We start from the raw sequence: 25,778 nt of genomic DNA, 5'->3' as shown, positions 1-25,778 counted from the left end.
TCCGGGTCAGCAGTCAAGGCACGGCCAGTCTTACCGCCATCCATACTGATCATGGGAACTGAAGACATCCAGTCTTCGTAGTCCGGCGGAATCATCACATAAAGGACTTTTTCTGGAATCCCTTCAGACAACTCCGCAAATACGCCCTGCACGAAAAGCAACAGTACGGCAACAAAAAAATGTTTCAGCAAATTTCTTGTATTCATCATTTGCCCCTCTTTTAGAACAGCCAGAAGGCAACGTTAAATTGCATTTGGAACGTCTTTGGAGAATCGTCTTCATCATACAACGACGTCAATCCAGTCATCAGTCGTAGACTAACATCCATTGTCTTCATTCCAACCTGCTTCGTCACGCCCAATGCAAACATCAAACCCAGTTCCGTCGCAGATGCAAAGTTTTTATTCTTATACGTATAATCTCCCCAATTACTTTCTATATCAATCTCCGAATTAGAATGCAAGCAGAAGGATACCATAGGGCCCGCCTCAAGGTATACAAGATTTGGGATAGTAAATCTTACTAGCACGGGAATATCAACATTCCATTGTGTTTCAAAAAAATCAATTTTGACATCATCATACTCTTCCGGTAAGGAAATATCGTGCCAAGTCAAGGAAACGCCCATATTTGTCCTACCACGACCTCGACGTAAAGCACCATCCACTTCAACGTGGCCACCCCAATAAGGGTGTGGTGCAAAAAGGATCGACAACCCTATATTAAAGCCTAATGCCCAATAGTTTTGCATCAAGTCCTTTGCATTAGACGTCTTTATGGAGTACCCATCATAGTCTCCAGCAATTTCATCCAACCCGAGAAAACTTCCCCACAAGTCGTTGTAGGACAAAGCCGCAAGAACTCCAAAATTCCACGTTCCTAAAGAGTTTTGTGGCTGTTCCGGTACTGGATTTTCACTTTCCTTTTCAGCCGAAGCATTTTTGAACTCTTCTTTGACTTGAACCAATTCCTCTTCAACATCGTCTTCTTCAATTGGAGCAGAAACTAAAACAATGGGTTCAGATTTCATTTCGTGCTTATACTCAATCGTCTCATGCCATGCCAAAGGGATACTCAACACTTCCTGACGACTAGAATCGCCTACAGAAATTTTAGAACACAAGGGCACTGTTCCCACAAAAGGAGTCTGCCCCACTTCCACGCCATCCACATAAACGGACACAATGGCAGGCTCCCCATCTTTTTCAACATTCAGCGACAATCCACTAACTCCACGAGTCAATGCCCCGTTAAATACATAGTGCTGATCCTTAACGATCATCGCCTCAAATTCCATGGGATCATAGCAGGAATGATCTATGCGAACCTTATGCATACCAAGTCCAAGTTCCATTTCATTCCTTGAAACAATAGAATCATCTACTCGCATTTCTAATTCACGATCATTACCCATCAAATCTGGATAGGCAGGATCTAATTTCAAGAACCCAAATGCAGGAGACAATTTCAAGATAACTTTCTGATCATTTTCAGACACTATTACCGCAGCACCACCGTCCTCATAGCGATCTTTCACCACCAAAAAACGGTGTTCGCCTTCTTCCACCTGAATCTTACAGGGGGTGCTGGTACACTTGGAAATGGGACGGCCATCAATACTGAGGGCAGCACCTGCAGGTTCTGTCACCACGTTGATCACAAAGGACTTTTTCTTATCCACCGCAAAGGCGGAATAGTCCTGTATGAAACCAAAACCGCCACCAAATCCACTCACGTTCTGTTTAATCTTCTTGAAAAATTCGTAGGACTGTTCCTGAATCAGCTGGAGCAGAGCATTCACGTTATCCCCACGACCCGTAAAGCTGCCAACCAGTTTGCCGGAAGCGGTTGCGTAAAGTTCCGCCGTGAGGGAAAGCTGTCCACCGAAAACAGCAATATGGGCCTGAACCACATAGTCGGCGGCAATCTTACGACCCGTTTCTGCGAGACATTCCCCCTCACAGTCCTCGATTTTTGTACCGGGCGGCAACATGACGGAGATGTTCTCTCGAGTCATAATCGTGTAGTTCTGTTCGGCAGGGAGCACTTTTAGGGCGGCGTTGCGCAGTTCATCCGTCATGTAACGGCATTCCTGGACACTCACCTGAGATTCCTTGGCGGCCACAGTTTCCAACACGGCAACATGAGTTGCCGACACCACCATGGGGAAAAGAAAAACCAACAATACAAACAGGAACTTATTCATCTTAAAATTCTCACTTCTCATTTTAAGATAATTTTATTTTACAGAAAAAGAGCCCACAGTTTTTTACTGCAGGCTCTTTTTGTAGTCCATATTGTAGTGCCGTGGTTCGGCGAGCTCACCAACCTTTGAGATTAGCGCTTGCCTTCCTTCTTGTAACGAGCAATGCATTCCTGATAGAAGTCGTAGGTCTGCTGAGCGATTGCCTTCCAGCTGAAGACGTCGATAGCGCGCTTACGGCTCACTTCGCCCATCTTCTTTGCCATTTCAGGATTTGCCAGAATGGTATTCAGCTTGTTAGCGAAATCCGTCTGGAAAGCCTTGGGGTCGGCAGGTTCGAAGTTAGTTTCGGAAACAGCCTTCAGGGGAACCAGGAAGCCAGTTTCTCCATCCACGATGATTTCGGGGATGCCGCCCACAGCGCTACCCACCACAGGAGTACCACAGCTCATGGCTTCCAGGTTGATAATACCGAAAGGTTCGTAAAGGGAGGGGGTAGCAAACACGGTAGCGTGGCTGTAAAGGACACGCAGTTCTTCGTGAGGAACAGCTTCCTGAATCCAGATGACGCCATCGCGGGTCTTCTGGACTTCTTCGATGAGGTTGCGGCATTCGTCTGCCAGTTCCTGAGTATCAGGAGCACCAGCACAGAGAACCACCTGGGCACCTTCATCAATCTGGGGAATAGCCTGAATCAGCTGGCTAATGCCCTTCTGGCGGGTAATGCGGCCAACGAACAGCACGAAAGGCTTGCTGGGATCCACGCCCCACTTCTTGAGAATAGCTTCGCTGAAGGTGGGCTGGTAGAAATCCGGATCAATGCCGTTGTAGATGACCTTCACGCGATCTTCAGGAACGCCATAAAGCTTCATCACGTCACGCTTCATGCCCTGGCTCACAGCGATAACGCCGTCGGCAGCTTCGTAAGCGGTCTTTTCAATCCAGCAGCTCATGGCGTAGCCGCCATCACCCAGCTGTTCGGATTTCCAGGGGCGGTGAGGCTCCAGAGAGTGGGTGGTCAAAATCAAGGGGCACTGCAACAGGCGGGAAGCGAGAACGCCGCCAAAGTGGCTGTACCAGGTGTGGCAATGAATGACATCGATGTCATCCATAGAGGCAGCCCATTGCAGGTTAATGTCCAGGGGCTTGAAAATCTTCTGGAAGCGGTCATCCTTCGGGGAGAGGCCCAACTTGCGGTTAAAGCCAATAGCACGAATGTTATTTTCATCTTCGTCCTGCGGACCAAAGCAGCGGGCTTCCACATGGCAAAGCTTTGCCAGTTCCTGAGAGAGGAACTTAACGTGAATACCTGCACCACCATAAATTTCCGGCGGGAACTCATTAGTAAGGATAGCTGCGTTCATAATAGTCTCCAGAGGCGGTAATTCGACCGCCCTACACCACAAATATATAACAAAAAAGCGTTGAAAACGCGAGTAAGCAAAAAACAAGAGGTTCTTAACCACACGTACAGCCCGAGCGGTATATCCGTGAGCCGGAGGCGACTTGTATTAACAAGTCGTCGCAGGCGAGAGCGAAGGCAAATCGTAGGTTCTTAACCACACGTACTGCCTGAGCGGTATAACCGTGAGCCGAAGGCGACTTGTATCAACAAGTCGTCGCAGGCGAGAGCGAAGGCAAATCGTAGGTTCTTAACCCAACGTACTGCCTGAGCGGTATATAAAAAGACTCCCCGACCTTCGCCGGGGAATCCTTGGAGTGTGTTATGTAGAGACTTTTTCTAACGGATTAGAAATTCTTGCACTGACCCTTGTAGTGGCCAGGAGTACCCGGAACGGAGCCGTTAATATAGGCACCATTGGAACCCACGAACTGAGACTTACGGAAGTCTTCGCCACCCAGATGCCAACGCATCCAGGAAACGGTGAGTGCCATGCCATCCCACGGACCAGAACCATGACCGAAGTTATTGCCTTCCATCTTAATCAAGCAGGCAGGAACCTTCACGTTGTTCTGGTAATCCTTTTCGGCATTGGGAGCTTCAGAACCCACTTCGCCGTAAACAAGAGCGATGGACTTGCCGGAAGGTACATACTGAGCAGCACCGCCACCCAGGTCACCACTGTTGTTCATGACAGCAGTAATCACGCGGCTATCCTTAATGAGGACCTGTTCAGATTCCAGACCACCCATGGAGTGACCAGACGCGCCAACCTTGGTGAAGTCCAGCTTGTTGTACAGCGGGCTGTTAGAATCCTTGGCCTGCTTTTCCAGCCAGTCAAGAGCAGGAATAGCCTTGGAAGCATCACCAGGAGAGCTGCTCAAGGCAATCACAACGAAACCATGAGAAGCAAGACGACGAATCATGCCTTCGTATGCACCAGGAGCAGTACCGCCACCCGGGCCCCAGATCACGATGCCGTGCTTCTGGGTGTCAGACATGCGCTTGGGATAAGACAGAATTGCACCGCCATCGGCGCCAGTATTAGTCTTGTATTCCACTTCCATGTAGTTCTTGTTTTCGTCCGTATCAGTAGAGAGGTAGATACCCTTCGGAGCTTCAGGAGCCACAGAAGAAGAAGACGGAACAGGAGCGGCAGAAGAGCTAGAAGCAACCGGAGCAACGCTAGAGCTAGAGGCTACAGCCGGAGTAGTTGCAGAGCTAGATGTTGCAGCAGGAGTAGTTGCGGAGCTGGATGCTGCAACGGGATCCACAACGGGATTTGCGGCAGAAGAAGAGGTTGCGGTAGGATCAGCAGGACCCACAGTCGGATCAGCAGAAGCAGAAGAACCGACAACCGGATCAACAACAGGATTCTGGGAAGGATCTGCAGCAGCTGCAGAAGAATTTGCTACGGGATTGGTGGTAGGATCCACAGTCGGATCAACAACAGGATCAACAGTCGGGTCTACAGAGGTAGAAGAACCCGGGGCGACGATAGGATCGTCATTGGTAGAAGGGCTAGTAGAATCGTCACAGTTGACGAATGCCAATGCACTTGCAAGGATAAGGCTCTTTACAGCAATCCCCTTGAAGAACTGAGATTTCATATGGACTCCTTTTTTGGTTCGCGTTGTCACCCATACGTCTATAAAGTACCTTGTTTTAAGGGGTAAAAATACACCAGAACACAACTTCTCGTGGATAAAATGTCAACGGGGAATGTTTACAAAATGGCGAAATCCGCGTGATTTCAAGGTTTTGTAATTTACATTACCACAAAGAAAAAGTCCACGTTATAAAACGTGGACCTTTGCGTTATGAAGATAGATTAACGCAGTCTATCGTTAATACTTGCCAGGAATTCCGCACGGGTCTTTTCGTCCGTCTTGAATCGTCCCAGCAGCTGAGTGGTCACCATGGTGGCGCCGGGCTTTTTAATGCCACGCATGGTCATGCACATGTGGCTAGCTTCCAGCACAACAGCAACGCCCTTGGGCTGCAATTCCTTCTGGATCAGTTCCGCAATCTGGCGAGTCATGCGTTCCTGAATCTGGGGGAAGCGGGCATAGAATTCCACAACGCGAGGAATCTTGGAAAGCCCCACCACACAATCCCCAGGAATGTAGGCAATGTGGGCCTTGCCCGTAAAAGGCAGAAAGTGGTGTTCGCACATACTGGCGAAGGGAATGTTAGGTACCACGATCATTTCGTCGTACTTTTCGTGGAAGCGGGTCTTGAGAATATCTTCCGCCTTCAAGTCACCAGAAAGGCTGCTCATGACTTCGGCGTACATCTTGGCAACGCGCTTGGGAGTTTCCTGCAAACCTTCGCGGTTCACATCCTCGCCCATTCCTTCAAGAATCATCTTGAAGCCATCTTCCATCATCTTTAAGTTCATAAAAGCCCTCTGGTTTTTGTGACGCACAATTTAGAAAAAAATGCAAGATCCTTCGACTCCGCGCTACGCGCTTCGCTCAGGATGACGTGAAAGGGGGCGTATGCGCTTCGCTCAGGATGACGTAAAGGATGTTAGTCCTTCACGCATACGACCTGAGCCATGGGGAACAAGTCCTTGGGACATTCCACAATACGGCGAGCGACTTCCGCCTGACCGCTGTATCCATACTCGTAGCAATATTGAGTATTTTCATCCTTCTCGGTACTGGTCCATAGCAGGGTATAATAATGTTTGTAGGTTCCGCCACAGGCATTCTTTTGATAGGATTCCGAAATTGGGCTATCGTTACGAACCATAGTGTTCATGGTCGGGTAAGCCAAAAAATCACTGGCGGTAAATTCTGTCGAATCCGGGACATGGAATCCTGTAGGACAGAATGTCTTTGCAGTTTCCCAGGAAACAAAGGTATCTTCATTCCTACTGAGCACAGTAACCATGCCAGGTCCCGCCGTATACGTTTGGTTTTCCCCGTATAATTCTCTGAAATACGTACAAGTATTGGTCGGAGTGACGCGTGCAGCCCAAGCGTCATAAAAATCCACAAAGCTAGCACTGGAGAGACTCTCATCAAAATTTTCAGTACTCTGCTCAGCTCTCAATGCATTGAGATAATAGATTCCTGGGCCACGCTGGCTGTGGATAAACAAGTTGGAGCCATAGAAATACGCATCGTAAGTCGTACCGGCAACATCCACCTTACTTACCGTAAGCTTTGTTCCCTGATGGTAGAAGACATAATCCGTACCATCTACGGTCACCTTGTAGGTAGAATCATTTTCATAGACACCCCCTGCAATCTTTTTAGGGGCAGCACCGGCAGGAGCTTCCAGAGGTGATTCTGAATAGCTGATTTTACTCCACAGGTTCGTTTCCACACAACCATAAAGTGCGTCAAAATCTTCGCTGTAGTAAAGCGTAGAACCTGTAATGCTATCACACTTACCATACTTATCCTCATACTTGCGCAGGATTGAAATTTCGGCAGCAAGAGGTTTCCAGTAATTAGAATCGCAGACATAGTAAGAAGTATCCACCTTAACTTCTTCACCCAGATTTTCATCAAGGTTACAGACAAGTCCCTTCAGCACAGGTGGCGTAATAAAACTATCGGGAGCAACACTCCAGTCGCCATCGAGACAGCGATAGAAAACACTGTCATATTCTACCAGACGATTATTGGTCTTCGTATCACACTGATCCATATTGAGGACCGGCGGGATTGTGCCCTCCTCCGTCAAGAGTTCCCAGGTTCCAATACTATAGATACAAGCGGGGCACTGAACCTCACAGATATAGTAGTGATTGTCCCTAAAAACTACTCTATGGTGACTACCACTTTTGCAGGAATCGCCATAATAATCGGGAGCAGGAATGGTATCCCACTTACCGGTAGACAGGCATTCTAGATAAACCGAATCCGGAGTTACCGTCTTATCCCCAATGACATAGTCATAGACATTGCCACAGCGTCCCACATAATACTCCAAGGAATCAATAGCCTTCCATTTACCACCCACACAGCGGATCATCTGTCCATCCAGAATTTCCTTTCGATTATTCATGAGGGAATCCTTGGTACAGGCGCCAAATTCCATGGAGGCTAAAAAATTCAGGTAAGTCGAATTCGCATATTTCTGGACCTCATCCGAAAAGGTTTCAGAGCCATCGTCCTGTTTCCACTGGCACTTTCCATCTGGACAAACGCACAGGTACAGAGTGTCATCCAAATAACGAGTCCATCCTTTCATGATTGCATCGCAAGCGCCATAAATGGACGTTAGAAGGGTATCCTTATTGGTTTCCACTTTCCAGCTGGAAGAATTTTTCGCACAGAGATAATATTCACCGTTATGCCTACGGACCAAGACGCTATCGTTTAGGCAAAGTCCCAAGGTATCTTCCATGGAAGAGACCAGGCGCCACATGTTCCACCCAGAGGCAGAATACGAACTCTTTTGGCCGTCGTATACAAAGGCCCTCCCATTATATTCGCTATTCTTATTCTTAACGGAATCCAGAGTTCCAAATGCGCCGCCATTGTTAAACATTTGCGTTCCATAAACTTCGTCCCACAGAGGCATGTAAATACTGTAGGAATAGAGATCCATCAGGGAGTCCCTGGTGTTCAGTTTATTACCGGCACTTGATTCCGAGATCCGTTCTTCAAAGCGGAGGGCTCCATCGGCTAAATGCAGCTTCGCAGCAGAATCCAGCAAGACGCCCTTTTCATAACGTTTCTGAAAATCCTTGAAGTCACTATAGAACGTGGAATCCGATTCAAAATAGCGGCAATAGAAATAAGGTCCCAGATGATAAGATGAATTACCGAACTGGTTCTTATATAGGCTATTGGCATAGGCCTTACCCACAACCGCTTCCAGTTCCGCCTCCGCAAGGGTAACCGCATCGTCCAGCTTGTAGCCTTCTTCCTTTACCAATTTCGTCACCCGAGAAAAAGACAGTGCCCCCAGCAAATACTGGTAGTGGTAACCATCGCTAGTCACGTTTAGATACTGGCTAAATTCCATGGTTTCATCAGAGCCTTCCATAGGAAAGATGGAAACCACCTTCACGTAAGGAGATTCCAATTCCACTTCCTCGGACTGAAAACCATAACGGAAGGTTGTACCCATATAGCCATAAAAAATGACGGCCTTTTCCTGCACGGGCAATTCTTCATAACCAATAGAGTCCAGTTTGTCATTCAGGAAAACCAGACGCACTCCAGAAGGTTTCATGGTGGGAATATATTCCACAGCACCTTTCACAACAGCTGGAGAAAAACTCACGCCATTTTCGTCGTAGCGCCCCACAACTTTTTCATCCACATCGGTGCAGCCCATAAAGGCCAGCCCGAATAATAAGCACGTAATTAAAAAGATTTTCCTAACCATAAAACGTTAATCCTTTACGCATTCCGCCTGGACCATAGGATACAAATCCTTGGGACATTCCACAAAGCGTCTTACAACTTCCTTATCAAAGTAATCATAGGCGTGCTCGAAACAATACTGAGTATCGGCATCCTTTTCGGTACTGGACCAGAAAATATCATAAAGTCGCCGGGCACCGGCATTTTCTGCAATGGGAGAATCGTTTCGATAACCTCTCAAAAGAGTCTGTAGGGACAGTTTTGCAGTGGTTTTCCATTCCAAGGTATCGGGAATATGATATCCTTCCGGGCAGAACGCCTTGGCGGTTTCATAATCCATATAGGAGTTTTCGTTACTCCAGAACGCAAGAGCTCCGCCTGTAGTGTCCCCACGGGTCTCGCCGTCACGATCCTGCTGGACACGGAGTTTCCAATCGGCGAAGAAAGCGTCAAAACTTTCGCTCTTGTCGGCAATGTCCCGAACCTTCACGCTGTCATCGCCCCCGCGACGACTGTGCAGGAAAATATTGGAGCCTTCTACATAGGGATCGTACTTGTAATTCGCGGTGACAGCCTCTCCCTCATAAGCCTTGGTCGTAAACAGATGCCTTTTCCAGAAGCCGTTAGACTGAGTGCAAAACTCATAGGTAAGTCCCTCCACCTCTACACGATACAAGGAATCGTCCAGGAATTCGCCACCGGCAACCAGCTCCGTACTCCCATCGTAGTTCAGAGTGTACACTCCCAAATGCACGCTATCGCCATCCGCCTGCTTCATACAGCCATAGAGCCTTTTCAAGGTATCGCACCAGAGAAGGGATGTTCCCTTAAGTCCATTATCGCAGTAACCCTTGTAGGAATGAATAAACTCATACTCCAGAGTCTTTTCGGCGGAAGCTTCCCGCCAGACGTAATTGTAGCACTCGTAAACGATTCCCTCCGACTTCACAAGGTCCCACCAATTATCACGAGCACAGAAATAACCGTCCCTATTTGGAGCAGGCACTTCATCCCTAGAGGCAGTGCGCCAGTGGCCATCGCAGATATACAGGCTATCATTATAGGAGACCACATTTCCACGGAAATGGGCATCGCAGGGTTCCTTGTAGGTGGGCGGCACCTTTTCCGATTCTCCCAAAACACGCCATTCATACCCCGTGCAAAGATACTGATGGCCGTCGTGTTCCACCGCCTCGTATTTATTTGTGGAGTCACAACGTTCTTCGTAATAGGCGCCCACAGTAGAGGGAATCCACTCGTTTCCATCGCAGATTCGATAATCGTTGGAATCGGCATAGTGGATGACGCCCTTGGAACCGTCGCGGTCCTCGTTGCAGAAGCCCAGATTGTAATCAATCACATCAACAACATTCCAATACTGATTGTCGCACAGGAAGTATTGTCCATCCACCAAAGCGTTCTCGCCTGCCCTTGAACTATCGCAGTTTCCGTTTTCCAAGGCGGCACGGGCATCTGCCAGAGCTTCATCCTTGCTCAAGTCAGTGACGTAATGCATCTCGCCCCAGCCATTGATTCCCTTGCCATAATAATCATCATATTCAGCAGGTCCCGTGGTCCAGATGTTCCCCAGTCCTTCCTTACTCCAGGAACAGATATATAGGGAATCACCATAGTAGCGCAGTCTCTCTCTAGGAACCTCCACACCGCAGATTCCATACTTCGAACTGACAAGTTCATTCATCAGTATACGGCCATACTTGATGGTATCCGAAGAAACTTCCCAGGCATGATTCATGATATTGCAAGAGTAAAGCTGTTCCTCATAGATTCCATATACGGACTGACGACCACAATAGCCAATGGACTTTTCCATATCCGTCAACGTACGCCAAGCATAGCGACCAACTGAATAGGCACATACTACAGGTTCATCCATATATCTACTTAGGGAATCCCGAATGGTATCTTGCAGGACAATACTGTCCTGAACGCAGGAATCCAAGCCGAAAGCATCGGCCATTGAATTCAGTGCAGGAGAGTAGAGGTACCAAAGATTGTAATTATCCGTTCTCACCAAAGTATCTGCTATATCCATATAGAAATCCGCAGCACGGATCCTGATGGAATCGGGAATCTGGTCGGCAGTGGCAAGGACGCGCCTCAACTCTTTCAGATCATGATAGAACAGACTATCGTAACGTACATAACGGCACAGGAATCGAATATCGTCGTGAACCGTATTGTATTCCTTAAAGACGGAGCCAAATATCTGATGGGCGGAATCAATGGCGTCATTGAAAGGAACACCTTCCTTCAGGAAACGTTCCACTCTCTCTGTAGCCATCGCCTTGGCAAGACTTAACTGAACCTCCGTACCTCTGATAAAAAGCTTACCCGAGTTCTGACGGACAAAGTCCATGTAGTATTCAAAATCCATCTGCTGGGAACCGGAATTTCCATAGACTTGCAGCAACAGCTTTACGTAAGGGGAATAGAATTCCACCGTATCCGTTGTGCCATAATAAAACCCAAAATCGGCTTTTTCAACGGTGGCCCCGACGGTATCCACCGAATTCAGGTCGTAATCCAGACGAACCACCTGTGCATTCAGGATTTTAAAACCCGCGGGAAAATCAACCTTAAACTTTACACAGCCCGGCGAGAACAGTTCGCCTGACGCGTCCAGACGGGTGACAACAACTTCGCCAGAATCAGTGGTACAACCCAGCAGGAAAAGTACAGCCAGTAAACAAAAAAACGTAACCCAATTTCGATAAGACATTCTCTTAACCCTTTAGCCTCTAAGACTATAGGGTTAAAGATACAATATCATGTAAATAAAAACAAACGCTACTTGTCCAAAGGCAGCATCAGCACGCGGGATTTGCGGCTATGGTTGTAATGGTCGCGCTTGGTCTTGGGCAGTTCTTCCACCGTTCCGTCCACGAAACCAAAGTGATAGAACCAGTCTAGAGCCTGAGTGGTCAACAGGAACAACTTCTTGTAGCCCTTCATGCGGCCCACTTCGATCAGGTGACGCACGATAGCGTCGCCGATACCGGACTTGCGGTAGTTGGCACCCACAGCGATACCTGCAACTTCCGCCATGCCGTCTTCGAATTCATGAAGAGCGCCGCAGCCGTGAATGCTGTTATCGATGTTATACACCACGTAGTCCTTGAGCTTTTCGGAAATGCTTTCCTGAGTTCTCGGGACCAAGAAGCCCTTGTCGATGTAGTCCTGCATAATGCGGAGAATATCGGGAATGTCTTCCATGTTTGCCGGACGAATACTGGAGTACTGGTTGGCGTACACCATGGTACCGTCACCGCGGGCGGAGAACACTTCCTGAAGCAAGCTTCCCTGGAATTCACCACTAAGCAAGTGGACACGATTTGCGCCAGCCTTGCAAGCGTGAATAGCATTCAGCAAGTAGTCCATCTGGGCGAAGTTCAAGGAATCAGAATTCAATTCCAGAAGTTCCTGGGCCTGGTCCACATCCATAGCGGAAATAAGGCCGTTGTCGGTAGGTTCCAGATACTTGGTGTTCTTGCCAGTCACAAGACCTTGCAGCTTAATACCATCCTGGTTACCGATGAAGAACAGCTTGCCCACCTTCAGGTACTTGCAAAGTTCGGTGGCCAGTTCCGTAGAGCTAATATTGTAAGCGTGACCAATCTTGTTCCAGCCGATAGGCGGAATGATAGGCACGAAATTCTCATCCAGCAGCTGTTCCAGAATATCCTTCTGGATACGTTCGATGCGGCCGGTGCGCATATAGTCCACACCGTTCACCACACCCATGCTGCGGGCCAAAATCCAGTTACCCTGAATACCACGGAGGCCGCTTGCCGTCAAGTGACTCATGATATGCTGGGCAGCCCCCAGGGAGGCCTGTTCCACATGGGGCAGGGCCTCTTCGCAAGTCAAGCGGACACCGTTATGGAACTTAGATTCCAAGCCCCAAGCCTTCAGCTGGGCGTCAATGGAATTGCGGGTTCCGGGCACGATAATGATTTTAATGCCGGACTTATGGAGAAGTCCAATATCTCGCATGAGCACCGGGAAAAGCGGGTGACTCATCAGGTCGTCTTCGATTTTCAGGACAAACAGCTGGCCCTTGAAGCGTTCCATATAGCCGAACACTTCGCGAATGAAACCTGCAACTTCAAAATGCTGGGAGGTAAAATCATTTGGGTTCATGTAGGGAAAGATAGGAAAAAGGGGATAGGAGATAGGGGATAGGGAATAGAAAATCGGGGTCAGAAAGTAGTGACAGGAGACTTTTTAAGGAGCTACGGTCCAAACCAGTACTTTCTCAATTATCGACCGTAGTAATTCCGCTTTTCCCCCGTTTTACGCTGTAATCCAGCCGTTTCCAGAGGAAAAAAGCACCCAAGCCATAACGATAGCGGTGTTTTTTACGGTTGAATTGCGGAATTTTTCCAATTTCTACCGTAGTTGAAAGTTAAGTTGGCAAGCCACTACGGTCTAAAACAAGCATTCAGACTATTTAAACCGTAATCTCTTCATGTTGTAGCAACGAGCCGCAGCACACGACCATCCGCCTCCAAAAAATTCGATTACAAATGGGGACCCCCATATTCGGGAATTGTAAGATGGGTGGTCATATCCAAGGTATCGCCACGGCCGTACTGGTCCTTGTAAACCAACTTCCACTGGATGGTGGTATCGGCGGTAAGAAACCCAGCGGAAGTATCCACCAGTTTATAGGTTTTTCTCATCAAGGATTCAGGTAAACTCGACTCACATACAATTGGATTGGTTACAGTAACGACTTCCGTCAGAAGCGCAGAGAACAAACAGCTGCCATCATTACTGCGGATTCCAGAATAATAACGATCACTAAAATCCCAAACCTCGTACCAAATGTTTTTTTCCGGAAGGCCAATCGCCTCTAGGCTATAGTTTGAAGAAAATTTCTGGGAAACACCACAGCCCGCTCTTGAAAATTCTGCAAAATGCTTTTTCACAGAATCACCATCGAATTCAGGGACTTTCGCATAGGGAATATAATCCGTCAAAGGATGATCACCGTAGTTCAATTCTACGTAAACCGTATCCCTGATATAAACCAGTTCACTACATTCGATTTGCTGTTCTGTATCGGGATCAAAGCATATCCTTACTGCATAGGAGTCACGATTAGAGCATTCTCCCCCACAAGTAAAGGCGCCATCCTCTTTAATATTACAGCGCTTTGAATTCCATTCCTGAATATCGCCACTTCCCGTCTTAATCTGGTAAATGGTGTCGGTGACATATATCGTTTTTACGTCGGCCACAGAAGAACTGGAAGGTTCATTCGTCGCAGAACTTGGCGAACCAGAATCGCAACCTGCAAGAACACCAGCAAAAACAAATGCGCCAACAGCGGCAATTTTAAAAAAATTCTTTCTCATTCCATACCCTCTTTATTGACGAAATTAAATATAAACTAAAAAGGCGCCACCCTCATGGGCAGCACCTTACAATGCATTTTGCCGTAGCTTAAATCACTTCTTTTTGCTGTCGGACTTTGAGGGCTTTGCCTCGGTTTTCTTTGCTTCGGCCTTTGCGGGCTGGGCTGCGGGAGCGGGTTCAGTTGCAGGAGCTGCGGCAGCACCTTCAGCAGGCTTTTCGGCGGGCACTTCGGCAGGCTTCGCTTCGGCAGCAGGAGCAGGTTCCGGATTGGTCACATTTACCTTCAGCAGTTCCACTTCAAAAACCAGCATGGAGTTGCCAGGAATAATGGAGGACACGCCTTCTTCACCGTAAGCGAGAGCGCTGGGGATCCAGGCTTTAACCTTCTGGCCTTCCTTCATGACCTGAAGCAGGTCCTGCCATCCTTCGATGACAGCGCCTACAGGGAATTCCAGCGGTTCGCCGCGCTTGACGCTATTATCAAATTCGGTACCGTCCAGCAAGGCACCAACGTAATGTACCAGCACCTTGTCTTCTGCCTTGGGAGAAATACCTTCGGCATCCTTCAGGATCTTGTACTGCACACCCTTGGGAGTCACCTTCACAGTGGTATCCATAATGTTCTTAGCCAGGAACTGAGCCTGTTCATCCAGAGTCTTCTGGGCGGCGGCCTTTGCATCCGCATCCTTCTTGGCCTGCATCTTCAGGAGAAGTTCCTGCAGAGCAACTTCCGCTACGGAATCGGTCAGGAGAGCCGGGCGGGTGGAATCCACTTGATCGCTAATGGCATCCATCACCAGTTTCATGTTCAGCGGGACATTGATATTAGATACGGCCTTACCCAGGTCCATGCCCAGCGCGTAGCTGTAACGGTTCACCGGATCGTTCATATCGGCCACCACGCGGGCGGGAGCGGCAGGTGCTGCGGGAGCAGCGGCAGGTTCTACTGCCGGCTTGGGAGAGCCGCTGCAAGCGACCAGGGAGCCGCACAATGCGACGGTGGAAAACAACGCTAACTGCTTGACTGTCATATTAATAACCTTCTTTTTCATCCTTCGGGGTCAATTTTTTGCCCCTAAAATAGGTTTTTCAAGTCAAAAGGAACGGATAGAGAACACTTTTTAGTGCTCCAAAGGCCCATTTTACCCCCTCAAAATAGCGAAAAAACGCCACAAAAACAAGTTCACGCAACAAAAATCGCCGATTTTCTTCAAAAAACGGCAATTTTATCCATTTTCGCAGAAAATAAGGTTTTTGTAAGAAATAGCCAAATTGCCCTTTGATTTGTAAACAAAAGTTATTAACTTTGGGCTCAAGAAAGAGAAAAGGGAGAAAAACAATGAACCACTTCATGAACATCGTTGCAGAAGCGACCGCCAACAAGGAAAAGTTCGATAGCGATCTGAACAGCCTGAAGGCAAGCCTCAGCCAGTCCATCAAGGGTGACAACGACGTAATCGTAAAGGCCGCCCCCAAGACCGGTTGGCTCAAGGGAAGCCTTTCCTACCCCTGGGTTCTGATTTGCAGCATCGCCCCGGCTATCAAGGAAATCTTCTAATTCCTTTGGCCAAGCAGCCGCGGGTTCGCCCGCAATACTATTCAACTTTTGAAAAGAAGCCGCCTTTTGTAAAAGGGCGGATTTTTTTATGCCCGCCATACAAGCGCCCATTCTTTTATTTTCAATACACCATTTAAAACCGCAGGCCTTATTTGTAAATTTGGGCTATAAAAATCAACCTGGAGACCAATATGGCAGCTCTCGTTTTGGACGGCAAGGCACTTGCCAAGACCACCGAAGAAGAACTCAGCGCACGCGTCGCTAAGCTTAAGGAAAAGACCGGCAAGACCCCCATTCTCGCCACCATCCTCGTTGGCGACGATCCCGCATCTGCAACCTACGTGAAGATGAAGGGCAACGCCTGCGCTCGCGTTGGCATGGACAGCATCAAGGTGATCATGCCCCAGGACACCACTACCGAACAGCTGTTGGCCAAGATCCAGGAATTGAACAACAATCCCGACGTGCACGGCATTCTGCTGCAGCACCCGGTTCCCCGTCAGATCGACGAACGCGCCGCTTTCGAAGCTATCGACGCCCGTAAGGACGTGGATGGCGTGACCTGCCTGGGCTTTGGCCGTATGTCCATGGGCGAAAAGGCCTATGGCTGCGCTACCCCCCAGGGCATCATGCGCCTCCTGAAGGCTTACAATGTGGAACTTTCCGGCAAGCACGCTGTGGTTGTGGGTCGCTCCGCAATTCTCGGCAAGCCCATGGCTATGATGCTGTTGAACGCCAACTGCACCGTTACCATTTGCCACTCCAAGACTCCTAACGTTCCCGAACTGGTGAAGCAGGCAGACATCGTCGTTGGCGCTGTCGGCAAGCCGGAATTCATCAAGAAGGAATGGATCAAGCAAGGCGCCGTCGTGGTTGACGCCGGTTACCATCCGGGTGGCGTCGGCGACTGCGAAAAGGGCATGGAAGAAGTTTCCAGCGCATACACCCCGGTTCCGGGCGGCGTTGGCCCCATGACCATCAACACCCTGATCTACCAGAGCGTTGAATCTGGTGAAGCTTACATCCTCGGTTAATACCGATTAGCATCAGCTATAAAAAAACTCGGCGCCTAAAGCGTCGAGTTTTTTCATTTTCAAGAGAGAACTCGTTCACCCTTATTTCTGCTCCGCCGCAGAAACTTCCGCAGGAGTTTCCAAAGAACTTTCGCCCGTTACCGCATCCACCACACCATCCACCAGGAATTCGGTAAAGCGATACATAGCATCAGACACATGACCCTGCGACTCCGTAATTGCCCCTGTGGCAATGTTTCCTGCTATAAAGCCCGTCCAGGTTGCAGCCACTTTCAATGCGGTTACAGCAGCGCTACTGGATTTCTTCGCACGGGGACGCCTGTAGTACTGATTTCCATCGGCATTTCGCGGTGTATCCGCGTCTGTCACAGACGGATCTACAGGAATACTATAATCTACAGGAGCATGAATTTTAAGAGCCTTCAAGGAGTCTTCTGACGTCATGGGCTTTGACGCTGACTTTGCCGGCATCAGCTGGGCACAGCAAAAGCTTGCCACCCCTAACAACATCATCAAGATCTTTTTCATAGCCAAACCTCCCTATAGATATTTAACCCTCAAAAAAGGTGTAAAATCACACCTTCAGCGTAAAATACAAAAAATGATTTTTTGATAACAAGTCCTGCAAGAAAAATGCGAAACTATTTGTATTCCAGGGCTTTTTCGGCGGCGTCTGCCTCGGCGGAGTTAGGCGAGAGGGAATTCTTCAGAGTCTGACTCACGAACTCAATACCCTTATTGATTACGGCACTTTTGGCGGTTTCTTCCAGAGTAGGCGCCGCATTAACAGTACTGATGGAGTCGTCCAGCGCCTGGATATTGGCAGGGAGCGAATCCGCTGCAAGAACCAGAGGCTTATCCTCCTGAAGCTTGACTGAATCAGACACAGTCTTCTTGGCAGACATGAGCTGGGCAAAAGAGCCCGCGGCAAAGACCAGCAGGAAAAACACTACACGAGTTTTTGAAATGCATCCCATTGTGCGTAAAGATAGAAAAATGCTCCCGAGGCATTGTCCTGGGAGCTGGTACATAGGAGGATGTAGAGAGAGATTTATTTGCGAATGCGGACCTGCATGGACTTGCCCTGACCATTGCGCATGATGTAAACACCTGCAGGAGCAGTTTCATACTTGACCAGATTACCGTTCATGTCGAACAGCTGACGTTCTTGAGCACTTACATCCAGACGAATAGCCTTGTGGATTCCATCAGGAGCTGCAGCGCCGTTTTCCAGCTTGATCCAGTCCACATTCAGGTTGTCGTTACCGATGGTGAGACGCAGAGTCTGCTTGCCTGCTGCCAGAGTGATTTCGCCAGCTTCAACTTCGGTGTAAGTATTCCAGTCGCCATTTGCCTTGATGGTGGCATCCAGAGTGCTGGAGCCCACAGCAATAGTCACGGAACCATCAGCAGCGTTACCGGTAGCACCATTCACGGTGACCTTGTACTTGCCAGCAGTCTTCACATCGATGGTGTATTCATAGTAGTCGCCTGCAGAGGTGTAGCCAGCAGCATAACCTGCACCAGCCTTCACGATGCCAGCGTCATCAGTGCGATAACCGGTAGCATCATTATCCGTCTGAGAATGAGAATAGCCATTCACGTCATAGTTTTCTGCTTCAACAGTACCCGGTACTGCGATAGCACCCTTGAAGGGGCTAGAAGTAGAAGCGCTAGAAGCGGGAGTGGAGCCACCGTTGGAAGAAGAACTGGTAGGAGTGGGACCAACAGCTGCGCCATCAGAGGAAAGAACGATATCGCCACCATTGGGGACTGCGTCAAAGTAGATGTAGCCATCCTTGATGGAAGCGTCAATGGCCTTGCCACCCTGAGTAGCGGAAACCTTGGACCAGCTGCTCTTTACGCGGATAGACAGAGGATAATCGTACTTGGAAATATTGTCAGCGATGCTATGAGTCAAGGTGTACGTGATGCTGGATCCAGAAGAAGACTTTTCTGCAATCTTTGCTGCATTACGTTCCTTGATATACATGCCTACAAAACCCATGGGGGCAACCCAGACCTTGGAATCATTTTCCTTGGCCCACTTCAAGGCGCCTTCCATAGCGTCGAGGTTTGTGGGAGAATAGGTTGCGGAACCGTTGTTCTTGCCTTCGAAGCCGTGAGTCAAGAATGCGACCCAACCGCCCTTCTGGATAGCGGAATTCATCTGGTTCTTATAGGCGTCGGTAGTGTTGATGCCAGTAGAACCAGTCATCAGGGACGGAACCTTAGTCCAGTCGGAAGGACCATTCTTGTCCATCACATCGGGAACACTCTGCCAGGAACCGTTACAGATACGACCCACCACATAGTTGCTCTTGACAGCAGAAGCATTGGGGACGTTGCAGTTGGGGTAAGCGACAGTCACGACGCCGTATTTCTGCTTGATCTTGCCTTCAATGTTCTTCTTGGAGGAAGCTTCTTCACCAGACATGTTCTGACCATGAGAGTCGCTATGGCTTGCGATTTCGTGACCGGTATCGGCCATGCCCTGGAAACCGCTCCAGTTGGGATTCCAGCCTGTTACCAGGTTAAAAGTACCCTTGTAACCGTACTTGTCGAACACAGGGGCCGCATCAGAGACCTGACTGGGAGCGCCATCGTCAAATGTGAAGCTGACAGCAGCAGTGCGGAAGCCTGCCCAAGTACCAATTTCCTGAGAAGAAGCAGCGGATACGCCCAAAGCAACCACGGCTGCACCGATCAAAAATTTCTTATTCATAAACACATCTCATCCCATTTTTCTAAGGATAAGTCTCCTTAATTGTAGAATTAGATTTTTTTCATTCCATTTTGGAATATAGACCCCTATATAGTGTTGTAAGGGATTACAACGATTGGCGTTTTTGAGCAAATTTCGCCAATTTGTACAAAAAACTCTCGGAAGCACATCCCGAGAGTCTTTCATAGAGAGAGAGAGAAGATCTTATTTGCGAATACGGATGGACTTGCCCTGGCCATCCCGCATGATGTAAACACCAGCAGGAACGTTCCCGGACTTGATCAGATTGCCGTTCAGGTCAAAGAGCTTGCGATTTTTAGCACTCACATCCAGTTGAACAGCCTTTTGAATGCCATCGGTACCAGGATTCGGTTCAGCGGTGGCACTCGTAAACTTGATCCAGTCCACGTTCAGGTTGTCGTTATTGATGGTAAGGCGAAGAGTCTGCTTACCGGCAGCCAGCTCCATTTCGTCCCCTTCGACTTCGGAATAAGTATTCCAGTCACCCTTGGCGGCAACTGCGACGTCCACCTTCTGGGATCCCACGGAAACGGTAACGGTACCATCGGAATTATTGCCGGTAGCGCCATTGACAGAAACCTTGTACTTGCCAGCGGTCTTTACGTTTAGAGTATACTCGAAGTAGTCGCCAGTAGTGGTATAGCCCACAGCATAACCTGCGCCTGCCTTCACGATGCCAGCGTCATCCGTGCGATAGCCGGTGGTATCGCTACCGCTATTGGCATGTTCATAAGCGTAGGTATCATAATTTTCACCTTCCACTGTACCCGGAATTTCAATGGCACCCTTGAAAGGCTTTACTTCGGGAGGTTCGCCGGTAACGTTCAATTCCAGAGCCATGAATTCGATGGTGTAAGTGCCATCGGAATTAGGCTGGATGACCTTGCCCTTCTGGGAAACGGTTCTGCCGGAGATGTTCTTGATATTCACGCGAAGGGGAACGGACTTGGGCATGGCGGAATGAGGAGAAGTCCAAGTCACCTTGAAGCCATCGGAAGTATTGCTCGCTTCGGCCTTGTCAATAGCAAAGTGAGCGCGATAGTAGGCAGCCACCACACCAAAGGGAGCAATCCACAAGCCCTGCTTTTTGGCCTCGTCCATAATGGCAGTCATGTCGTTGACAGCAATGCCGTAAGTGTCGGTAACACCCACACCATGATTCAGCTGAACCGTCCAGCTCTTCTGATTCTTGGCAGAGGCCATGTTGTTCTTGGCATTACTAGTGCTAGAGCCCCCCTGGGTATAACAATTGGAGCTAATATCCATCCAGGCGGGTTCGGTGCTCCAGCCATAATATTTAGCACCGGCGCAGTTACGGTTGGCAATATGATCCTTACTAATGGCGTTGGCAACATTATTATTGCTAGCACAGTAAGGAGTTGCAAAAGTGTAAACTTCGGGAGCGCCCTTGGAAAGCAGGCTGGACTTCCAGCCGCTGGTTTCCGAAGTCAAGTCAACACCCTCGGTCATGTTCTTATGGCTCTTGGAGTGGTTACCAATTTCGTGACCGTTCTTGGCCATATTTACATAGCCGCTCATATCACCACCGCCAGCGCCCATGGCACCGGTAATAAAGAAAGTCACCTTCACATCCGAATTGGAATTGAGGTAACTGCTAATCTTATCCAGCTGGTTATAGCCGTCATCAAAAGTAAAGGAAACTGCGCCATCGTGGCCGTTCCAGGCAACCGTGGAAATGGGACCGGCCCAGGCAAAAGAACAAGCGGCTGCCATAGCAAAAGCAGCGGCAAACTTTCTAGAGTTTGTTTTTTTCATGCTACATACACCTCTATCCTATAAATAAGTTTTTTAGGGAGAGGCAGTCACGCAGTCAGCAACATATTATGGACAAATTTACAACGACTACGTAAAGAATTTTTTAGCATCCATGGACTTTATCAGGTCTTTCCCCAAAAGATTTTCCAGGCGTTCCAAGTCCGGATGGCCTTTTTGTTCAAAAACAACCACTTTTTTGAATCTTTCCCGATGTTTCAGCAGGAATTCCAGGTTATTTACGTCGGATTTCGGGAAACCATACCCGATGAAGTAAATTTCCTCGGCATTTTTCAGGTAATAATCCGCCTTACTCCACAAAACATTGAACAGGCTACCCCGAAGAAAGCTTTCTTTGGCATGAGCCATGGGGATGTAGATAGGCGTATCCTCACAATAGATGGGGAAACTGCGGTCACCCGGCTCCACCTGACAAACATTCTTCAGATCCAACTCGTCGGAAACGCCCTTAATAGGGAACCAGTTCAGAGAACCATGAATCTTTAACAAATTAATGGTCTGTTGCAAAGTTTCCTGACAGGCGGAACGGTCCGCACGATCAATACGAACCCCATAATCCACAGAGATACTATTCCGCAGTTCCGGATCGCTAGCAATGGAAGATTCAATCAAGGTATCGTAATTGAAACTGAGCAGCAAAGTGTTACGGCGGTCGTCAGACGGACAATTGACGCAGGACTTGATAAACCTGCGCATGACCCGAGCCGCATCATCGGACAGGCCTTCTTCGTGACGGATGACGCTGGCGATAAAACGCAACAGCTCGAAACGGAGTGTGGCATGGTAAAGACGTTCCCGTTCCCCCGGGAAAATGCGGGCAGACAAGATGGAAGTAGCCAACGACTCAATCCCCAGATACTCCCGCTGGCCGTTGCACAGTTCCAGAAACTTCAGGCAGTATTCCTTAATGTGGGGAAACTCGTCGGGAATGCCATACGGGATCAGTTCGTTAATATCCCGAAGCGTAGGCATCTGGGGCATGAAGGACTTGCTAAAGCCAGACCCCAGGACAAAGATGCGACGATAGGCACCCGAAACACTGTTAACCAATTCACTCATATCCTGAATATACACTAAAACGGCCCGCCGAAGCGAGCCGTCTTATAAAATACGTAACTATACCGATTGCGGACTATCTTTCGATAGGACGAGCCTTGCTCAAGGTCAAGGTGCCGTTAGAGAAAGAGACGTAGTAGGTAGGATCTGCATCGTCATAAGCGGTAGCGGCAGAAGTGTAAACCATCAGGCGATCAGTAGATGTCTGAGAATCGTAAAGATCATAAGAACCATAGGAATCAGAGAACACGCCCCTGTAGGTGTAGTTATCCGTAGTGGAGCCTTCCATAGTCCAGATATCCACCTGGATGGTGTTACCTACTTCGAACACGCCGTACAGATTGATGTAGCCAGAGCCAATGTCATCACAGTCAGTGTAGCCATCGGTATAGACATCACAGTACTGAATGAAATTGTAGGAAATCTTGCGGTTTTCCACCGGGGAAGCGGATCCTTCGTCGGTAGCAGTGATTTCGCAAGCGGTGAGAATAAGAGCGGCCAAAAGTGCCGGCAACAGCTTAAAAAGATTCTTCATCTAGTTCCTCCTTGATAAATGAATCCCCAAAAAATTTGGTATGACAAAGTTAAGATGTACGTAAACTTTTGTCAATAACCAATATGTACTATCCGTTGTTTTTTAGAAATAAAGGTTGCCGTCTTCCAGGCCGGTGACAGGCACAAAACGTCCCCCCCTAGGGCCAACTACAAGGGCCATGCCGGAGAGGAAGTTCATCCATAGCTGGGGAGTGTACTTGAGGCCGCAGAAATAGGCCAGACAGGGGACGATCCAGGCGTCGTGGGAGCAGAAAATATTGACCCGTGCGGAACCAAGGTCCAGCATGAGCTTACGCATTTCGTTGGAACCCCTCGCCAGATTGTAGTAAGCCGGGTCAACATAATTGGGATCGCTTGCGTAGCCATCTAGCCAGCGACAAATACCCTGGTAGAAGCCAGTCTTGTGAGTTTCCATGTAGGCATCGTAATGCTCTACGAAAAATTCTGCCAGAGGCTGACAGGGAGTGACGCTAGCCTCCACGCCCATCCCGCGGGCAATGTTCTGGGAGGTTTCCATGCAGCGGCCTACGGGACTGCTGAAGAAACACACCTCGGCAGGCTCGGTGACCTTAGCCGGACCAATGGCCTTGCCGAGATTGAACGCCTGCTGGCGGCCCTTGTCCGTGAGGCCCACGAAAGCCCCATGGTCCGGATCGTCGGGCAGGATATGGCCACGTTCACCATGACGGACCAGGAAGTAAACCTTTTCATCCGGCTGCACCGTCTGGAAAAAGTCAGAGGCACTCATGTAAACGTTCGACGGCATCATACAAATAAATTAATCAGCGATTCCCGGAAGGGCATGCCCGTAAAGTGAGTGACTGCCGCCCAGATTCCACATCCAACGAAATAGCTGACAATGCCCAGGCAAAAACCGCAGAGCACATCTGTCAGCCAATGCACGCCATAATAGACACGCAGCAAGCCCCAAGTCAAGGGCAGCAAAAGCATGATCCATCCCAAGTGAGGGATGACGAAAAATACGGAGGTGGCAACCGCCAGATTGTTCATGGTGTGACCGCTGGGGAAGCTGTACTTATCCAGGGGCGGAACGTCGGCGCGGATCTTGGGATTAGCGGCAAAAGGGCGTGGACGTTTAGAAATGTTCTTGAGAGGGAAATAAATCAGGAGGGCAGCCACCAGAGCCACCAAGGCGTGGTCCAGAGCTTCGAAGAACTTGATCCAGCCCGCTTGCCAAATCACCAGAGCGATAAAGACAGCCCAACCATAGCCATCACCCAGACGCACATAGAATTTCAGGAGTTTCTCTACTGCGGGGGCAAAACGATGATTCGTCCAGGATTCGGAAACCCTGTTATCAAATTTTTTAATTCCATCCAACATCTGCCAGAATTTAGCTTTTTATTTTTTCCTATTTTTCCCAAAAATTCACTAGGTTACCCTTCGGCAAGCTCAGGGACCTTATTAAGGCCTCCTGTCCACCAAATTTCGGGAACCTTAATCAAGAAGGTTAACATGCGTGTACTCGTGCTCAACTGCGGCAGCTCTTCTGTGAAGTTCGCCGTCATCGATACCAAGACTAAAGAATCTATCGCCAGCGGCCTTGTAGAAAACATCGGCGTTGACGGCCACACCAAGGCAAAGGGCCCGGAAGGCAAGATCGATTTCAACTTCGATTGCCCCACCCACGCCGAAGCTGTGGACCAGGTGAAGAAATTCCTGGACGAACAGAAGCTCACCGACACCATCGAAGCCATCGGCCATCGCGTGGTGCACGGCGGTAAGTACATCAAGAGCGAAAAGGTGACCCAGGAAGTCATCGACTACATCCGTAGCATCGTCCTGTTCGCCCCGCTCCATGAACCTGCACACGCTACCGGTATGGAATGCGCCATGAAGTTCTTCCCGAACCTGAAGGACAAGCAGGTGGCCGTGTTCGACACCGCCTTCCATCAGACCATGCCCCGCAAGGCATTCCTCTATGGCATCCCCTACAAGTTCTACGAATCCGACGCTATCCGCCGTTACGGTTTCCACGGCACCAGCCATCGCTTCGTCACTGCAGAAGCCGCAAGCATTCTGGGCAAGAAGCCGGAAGACTGCTGCTTCATTACCGCACATCTCGGCAACGGCTCCAGCTGCTCCGCAATCCTGAACGGCAAGTGCGCCGACACCACCATGGGCTTTACCCCGCTGGATGGTCTCATCATGGGTACCCGTTCCGGCTCTATCGATCCGGCAATTCTCTTCTACATCAGCAAGAAGTACGGCTATGACATCGACCGTCTGGACAAGATGGTAAATAAGGAATCCGGTCTGCTGGGTCTTTCTGGTCTCAGCAACGATATGCGTACCTTGACTCAGGCAGCAAGCGAAGGTCACGTTGGCGCCCAGATTGCTCTGGAAACCTTCTGCTACAAGCTGGCTCGTGAAATCGGCGGTATCGCCATGGCTCTCCCCCGCATTGACGCTCTGGTATTCACCGGCGGCATCGGCGAAAACAGCTTCCTGGTTCGTAAGACCGTCATGGAAAACCTGGCACTTCTCGGTTACCAGATTGACGAAGACCGCAACAACAAGGCCGGCAAGGAATCCAACCACGAAATCTCTAAGGATGGTACTCCCAAGGCACTGGTGGTTGCAACCAACGAAGAACTGCTTATCGCCCTCGATACCGAAGAGCTCGTTAAGTAATCCGCAACAGCTCGCTCCTTGCGGCTGACTTTAAGATAAAGAGAAGACCCCGCTAAT

At 49.1% G+C, this 25,778-nt stretch carries 21 protein-coding genes; 3 read left to right on the top strand and 18 right to left on the bottom strand.

The features are described 5' to 3' along the window. From BUB59_RS12765 to BUB59_RS12720, 10 genes are all read right to left on the bottom strand, one after another. On the bottom strand, positions 1–209 hold a 209-nt coding region (locus BUB59_RS12765; protein ID WP_143160392.1), incomplete at its 3' end, for a hypothetical protein. Between the two features lie 11 nt (positions 210–220). Beyond that, positions 221–2,206, bottom strand: coding sequence for a PEGA domain-containing protein (locus BUB59_RS12760; protein WP_159433378.1), 1,986 nt, complete (start codon positions 2,204–2,206; stop codon positions 221–223). Between the two features lie 131 nt (positions 2,207–2,337). Further along, entirely contained in the window at positions 2,338–3,567 is a 1,230-nt protein-coding gene (gene glgA / locus BUB59_RS12755; RefSeq protein WP_073230585.1) for a glycogen synthase, read from the bottom strand. Between the two features lie 385 nt (positions 3,568–3,952). After that, positions 3,953–5,215 carry a poly(ethylene terephthalate) hydrolase family protein gene (locus BUB59_RS12750; protein ID WP_073230583.1) on the bottom strand — a complete coding sequence of 421 codons (1,263 nt, stop codon included), beginning with the start codon at positions 5,213–5,215 and terminating at the stop codon, positions 3,953–3,955. A 221-nt stretch (positions 5,216–5,436) separates the two neighbouring features. Continuing rightward, a complete protein-coding gene (folE, locus tag BUB59_RS12745; RefSeq protein WP_073230581.1) occupies positions 5,437–6,006 on the bottom strand; it encodes a GTP cyclohydrolase I FolE in 570 nt (189 codons plus the stop codon). A gap of 131 nt (positions 6,007–6,137) precedes the next feature. Continuing rightward, positions 6,138–8,909: a hypothetical protein gene (locus tag BUB59_RS12740; RefSeq protein WP_073230579.1), complete on the bottom strand. Its 2,772-nt coding sequence runs from the start codon at positions 8,907–8,909 to the stop codon at positions 6,138–6,140. A gap of 57 nt (positions 8,910–8,966) precedes the next feature. Next, entirely contained in the window at positions 8,967–11,681 is a 2,715-nt protein-coding gene (locus BUB59_RS12735; RefSeq protein WP_073230577.1) for a fibrobacter succinogenes major paralogous domain-containing protein, read from the bottom strand. A gap of 68 nt (positions 11,682–11,749) precedes the next feature. Continuing rightward, positions 11,750–13,102: an amino-acid N-acetyltransferase gene (argA, locus tag BUB59_RS12730; RefSeq protein WP_073230575.1), complete on the bottom strand. Its 1,353-nt coding sequence runs from the start codon at positions 13,100–13,102 to the stop codon at positions 11,750–11,752. Positions 13,103–13,482: 380 nt separating this feature from the next. Then, positions 13,483–14,322 carry a hypothetical protein gene (locus tag BUB59_RS12725; RefSeq protein WP_073230573.1) on the bottom strand — a complete coding sequence of 280 codons (840 nt, stop codon included), beginning with the start codon at positions 14,320–14,322 and terminating at the stop codon, positions 13,483–13,485. Between the two features lie 93 nt (positions 14,323–14,415). Beyond that, positions 14,416–15,375 (bottom strand): FKBP-type peptidyl-prolyl cis-trans isomerase, encoded by a 960-nt coding sequence (locus BUB59_RS12720; RefSeq protein ID WP_073230571.1) that lies wholly within the window; start codon positions 15,373–15,375, stop codon positions 14,416–14,418. Between the two features lie 287 nt (positions 15,376–15,662). Between BUB59_RS12720 and BUB59_RS12710 the strand changes: the two genes are divergently transcribed. Further along, a complete protein-coding gene (locus BUB59_RS12710; protein ID WP_143160391.1) occupies positions 15,663–15,881 on the top strand; it encodes a hypothetical protein in 219 nt (72 codons plus the stop codon). A 191-nt stretch (positions 15,882–16,072) separates the two neighbouring features. Beyond that, entirely contained in the window at positions 16,073–16,915 is an 843-nt protein-coding gene (gene folD / locus BUB59_RS12705; RefSeq protein WP_073230564.1) for a bifunctional methylenetetrahydrofolate dehydrogenase/methenyltetrahydrofolate cyclohydrolase FolD, read from the top strand. A gap of 81 nt (positions 16,916–16,996) precedes the next feature. Here folD and BUB59_RS12700 read toward each other — a convergent pair whose 3' ends face one another. The 8 genes from BUB59_RS12700 to BUB59_RS12665 form a co-directional block, all read right to left on the bottom strand. After that, positions 16,997–17,443, bottom strand: coding sequence for a hypothetical protein (locus BUB59_RS12700; RefSeq protein WP_143160390.1), 447 nt, complete (start codon positions 17,441–17,443; stop codon positions 16,997–16,999). Positions 17,444–17,556: 113 nt separating this feature from the next. Next, a complete protein-coding gene (locus tag BUB59_RS12695) occupies positions 17,557–17,892 on the bottom strand; it encodes a hypothetical protein (protein ID WP_143160389.1) in 336 nt (111 codons plus the stop codon). A 74-nt stretch (positions 17,893–17,966) separates the two neighbouring features. Further along, positions 17,967–19,640, bottom strand: coding sequence for a carbohydrate-binding protein (locus BUB59_RS15415; protein ID WP_073230557.1), 1,674 nt, complete (start codon positions 19,638–19,640; stop codon positions 17,967–17,969). Between the two features lie 204 nt (positions 19,641–19,844). After that, the gene (locus BUB59_RS12685; protein WP_073230555.1) at positions 19,845–21,437 is read right to left on the bottom strand and encodes a carbohydrate-binding protein; all 1,593 of its coding nucleotides are present in this window, start codon (positions 21,435–21,437) and stop codon (positions 19,845–19,847) included. An 87-nt stretch (positions 21,438–21,524) separates the two neighbouring features. Continuing rightward, a complete protein-coding gene (locus tag BUB59_RS12680; RefSeq protein ID WP_143160388.1) occupies positions 21,525–22,514 on the bottom strand; it encodes a hypothetical protein in 990 nt (329 codons plus the stop codon). A 73-nt stretch (positions 22,515–22,587) separates the two neighbouring features. Beyond that, positions 22,588–23,046: a hypothetical protein gene (locus BUB59_RS12675; RefSeq protein WP_073230550.1), complete on the bottom strand. Its 459-nt coding sequence runs from the start codon at positions 23,044–23,046 to the stop codon at positions 22,588–22,590. 102 nt (positions 23,047–23,148) lie between these two features. Further along, a complete protein-coding gene (locus BUB59_RS12670) occupies positions 23,149–23,835 on the bottom strand; it encodes a histidine phosphatase family protein (protein WP_083540331.1) in 687 nt (228 codons plus the stop codon). Then, on the bottom strand, positions 23,832–24,410 hold the full coding sequence (locus tag BUB59_RS12665) for a phosphatase PAP2 family protein (RefSeq protein ID WP_073230548.1): 579 nt from the start codon (positions 24,408–24,410) through the stop codon (positions 23,832–23,834). The genes BUB59_RS12670 and BUB59_RS12665 overlap by 4 nt, the downstream gene beginning before the upstream one ends. 132 nt (positions 24,411–24,542) lie before the next feature. Between BUB59_RS12665 and BUB59_RS12660 the strand changes: the two genes are divergently transcribed. Continuing rightward, positions 24,543–25,721: an acetate/propionate family kinase gene (locus BUB59_RS12660; protein WP_073230546.1), complete on the top strand. Its 1,179-nt coding sequence runs from the start codon at positions 24,543–24,545 to the stop codon at positions 25,719–25,721. The last annotated feature ends 57 nt before the right edge of the window (positions 25,722–25,778 follow it).

The organism is Fibrobacter sp. UWEL, from assembly GCF_900142535.1.
Classification (GTDB): domain Bacteria; phylum Fibrobacterota; class Fibrobacteria; order Fibrobacterales; family Fibrobacteraceae; genus Fibrobacter.
Note: the sequence above shows the minus strand (reverse complement) of the source record. Positions and strands in the feature narration are given on the sequence as shown.

What these genes read in the sequence shown, in the direction of transcription:
- BUB59_RS12720 (WP_073230571.1), bottom strand. Translation starts at nt 15,375, where the DNA reads ATGAAAAAGAAGGTTATTAATATGACAGTCAAGCAGTTAGCGTTGTTT.
- argA (WP_073230575.1), bottom strand. Translation starts at nt 13,102, where the DNA reads ATGAACCCAAATGATTTTACCTCCCAGCATTTTGAAGTTGCAGGTTTC.
- BUB59_RS12740 (WP_073230579.1), bottom strand. Translation starts at nt 8,909, where the DNA reads ATGGGCTGCACCGATGTGGATGAAAAAGTTGTGGGGCGCTACGACGAA.
- glgA (WP_073230585.1), bottom strand. Translation starts at nt 3,567, where the DNA reads ATGAACGCAGCTATCCTTACTAATGAGTTCCCGCCGGAAATTTATGGT.
- BUB59_RS12665 (WP_073230548.1), bottom strand. Translation starts at nt 24,410, where the DNA reads ATGTTGGATGGAATTAAAAAATTTGATAACAGGGTTTCCGAATCCTGG.
- BUB59_RS12675 (WP_073230550.1), bottom strand. Translation starts at nt 23,046, where the DNA reads ATGAAGAATCTTTTTAAGCTGTTGCCGGCACTTTTGGCCGCTCTTATT.
- BUB59_RS12750 (WP_073230583.1), bottom strand. Translation starts at nt 5,215, where the DNA reads ATGAAATCTCAGTTCTTCAAGGGGATTGCTGTAAAGAGCCTTATCCTT.
- BUB59_RS12710 (WP_143160391.1), top strand. Translation starts at nt 15,663, where the DNA reads ATGAACCACTTCATGAACATCGTTGCAGAAGCGACCGCCAACAAGGAA.
- BUB59_RS12685 (WP_073230555.1), bottom strand. Translation starts at nt 21,437, where the DNA reads ATGAAAAAAACAAACTCTAGAAAGTTTGCCGCTGCTTTTGCTATGGCA.
- BUB59_RS12695 (WP_143160389.1), bottom strand. Translation starts at nt 17,892, where the DNA reads ATGGGATGCATTTCAAAAACTCGTGTAGTGTTTTTCCTGCTGGTCTTT.
- folE (WP_073230581.1), bottom strand. Translation starts at nt 6,006, where the DNA reads ATGAACTTAAAGATGATGGAAGATGGCTTCAAGATGATTCTTGAAGGA.
- BUB59_RS12660 (WP_073230546.1), top strand. Translation starts at nt 24,543, where the DNA reads ATGCGTGTACTCGTGCTCAACTGCGGCAGCTCTTCTGTGAAGTTCGCC.
- BUB59_RS12760 (WP_159433378.1), bottom strand. Translation starts at nt 2,206, where the DNA reads ATGAATAAGTTCCTGTTTGTATTGTTGGTTTTTCTTTTCCCCATGGTG.
- BUB59_RS12725 (WP_073230573.1), bottom strand. Translation starts at nt 14,322, where the DNA reads ATGAGAAAGAATTTTTTTAAAATTGCCGCTGTTGGCGCATTTGTTTTT.
- BUB59_RS15415 (WP_073230557.1), bottom strand. Translation starts at nt 19,640, where the DNA reads ATGAATAAGAAATTTTTGATCGGTGCAGCCGTGGTTGCTTTGGGCGTA.
- folD (WP_073230564.1), top strand. Translation starts at nt 16,073, where the DNA reads ATGGCAGCTCTCGTTTTGGACGGCAAGGCACTTGCCAAGACCACCGAA.
- BUB59_RS12735 (WP_073230577.1), bottom strand. Translation starts at nt 11,681, where the DNA reads ATGTCTTATCGAAATTGGGTTACGTTTTTTTGTTTACTGGCTGTACTT.
- BUB59_RS12670 (WP_083540331.1), bottom strand. Translation starts at nt 23,835, where the DNA reads ATGATGCCGTCGAACGTTTACATGAGTGCCTCTGACTTTTTCCAGACG.
- BUB59_RS12700 (WP_143160390.1), bottom strand. Translation starts at nt 17,443, where the DNA reads ATGAAAAAGATCTTGATGATGTTGTTAGGGGTGGCAAGCTTTTGCTGT.
- BUB59_RS12680 (WP_143160388.1), bottom strand. Translation starts at nt 22,514, where the DNA reads ATGAGTGAATTGGTTAACAGTGTTTCGGGTGCCTATCGTCGCATCTTT.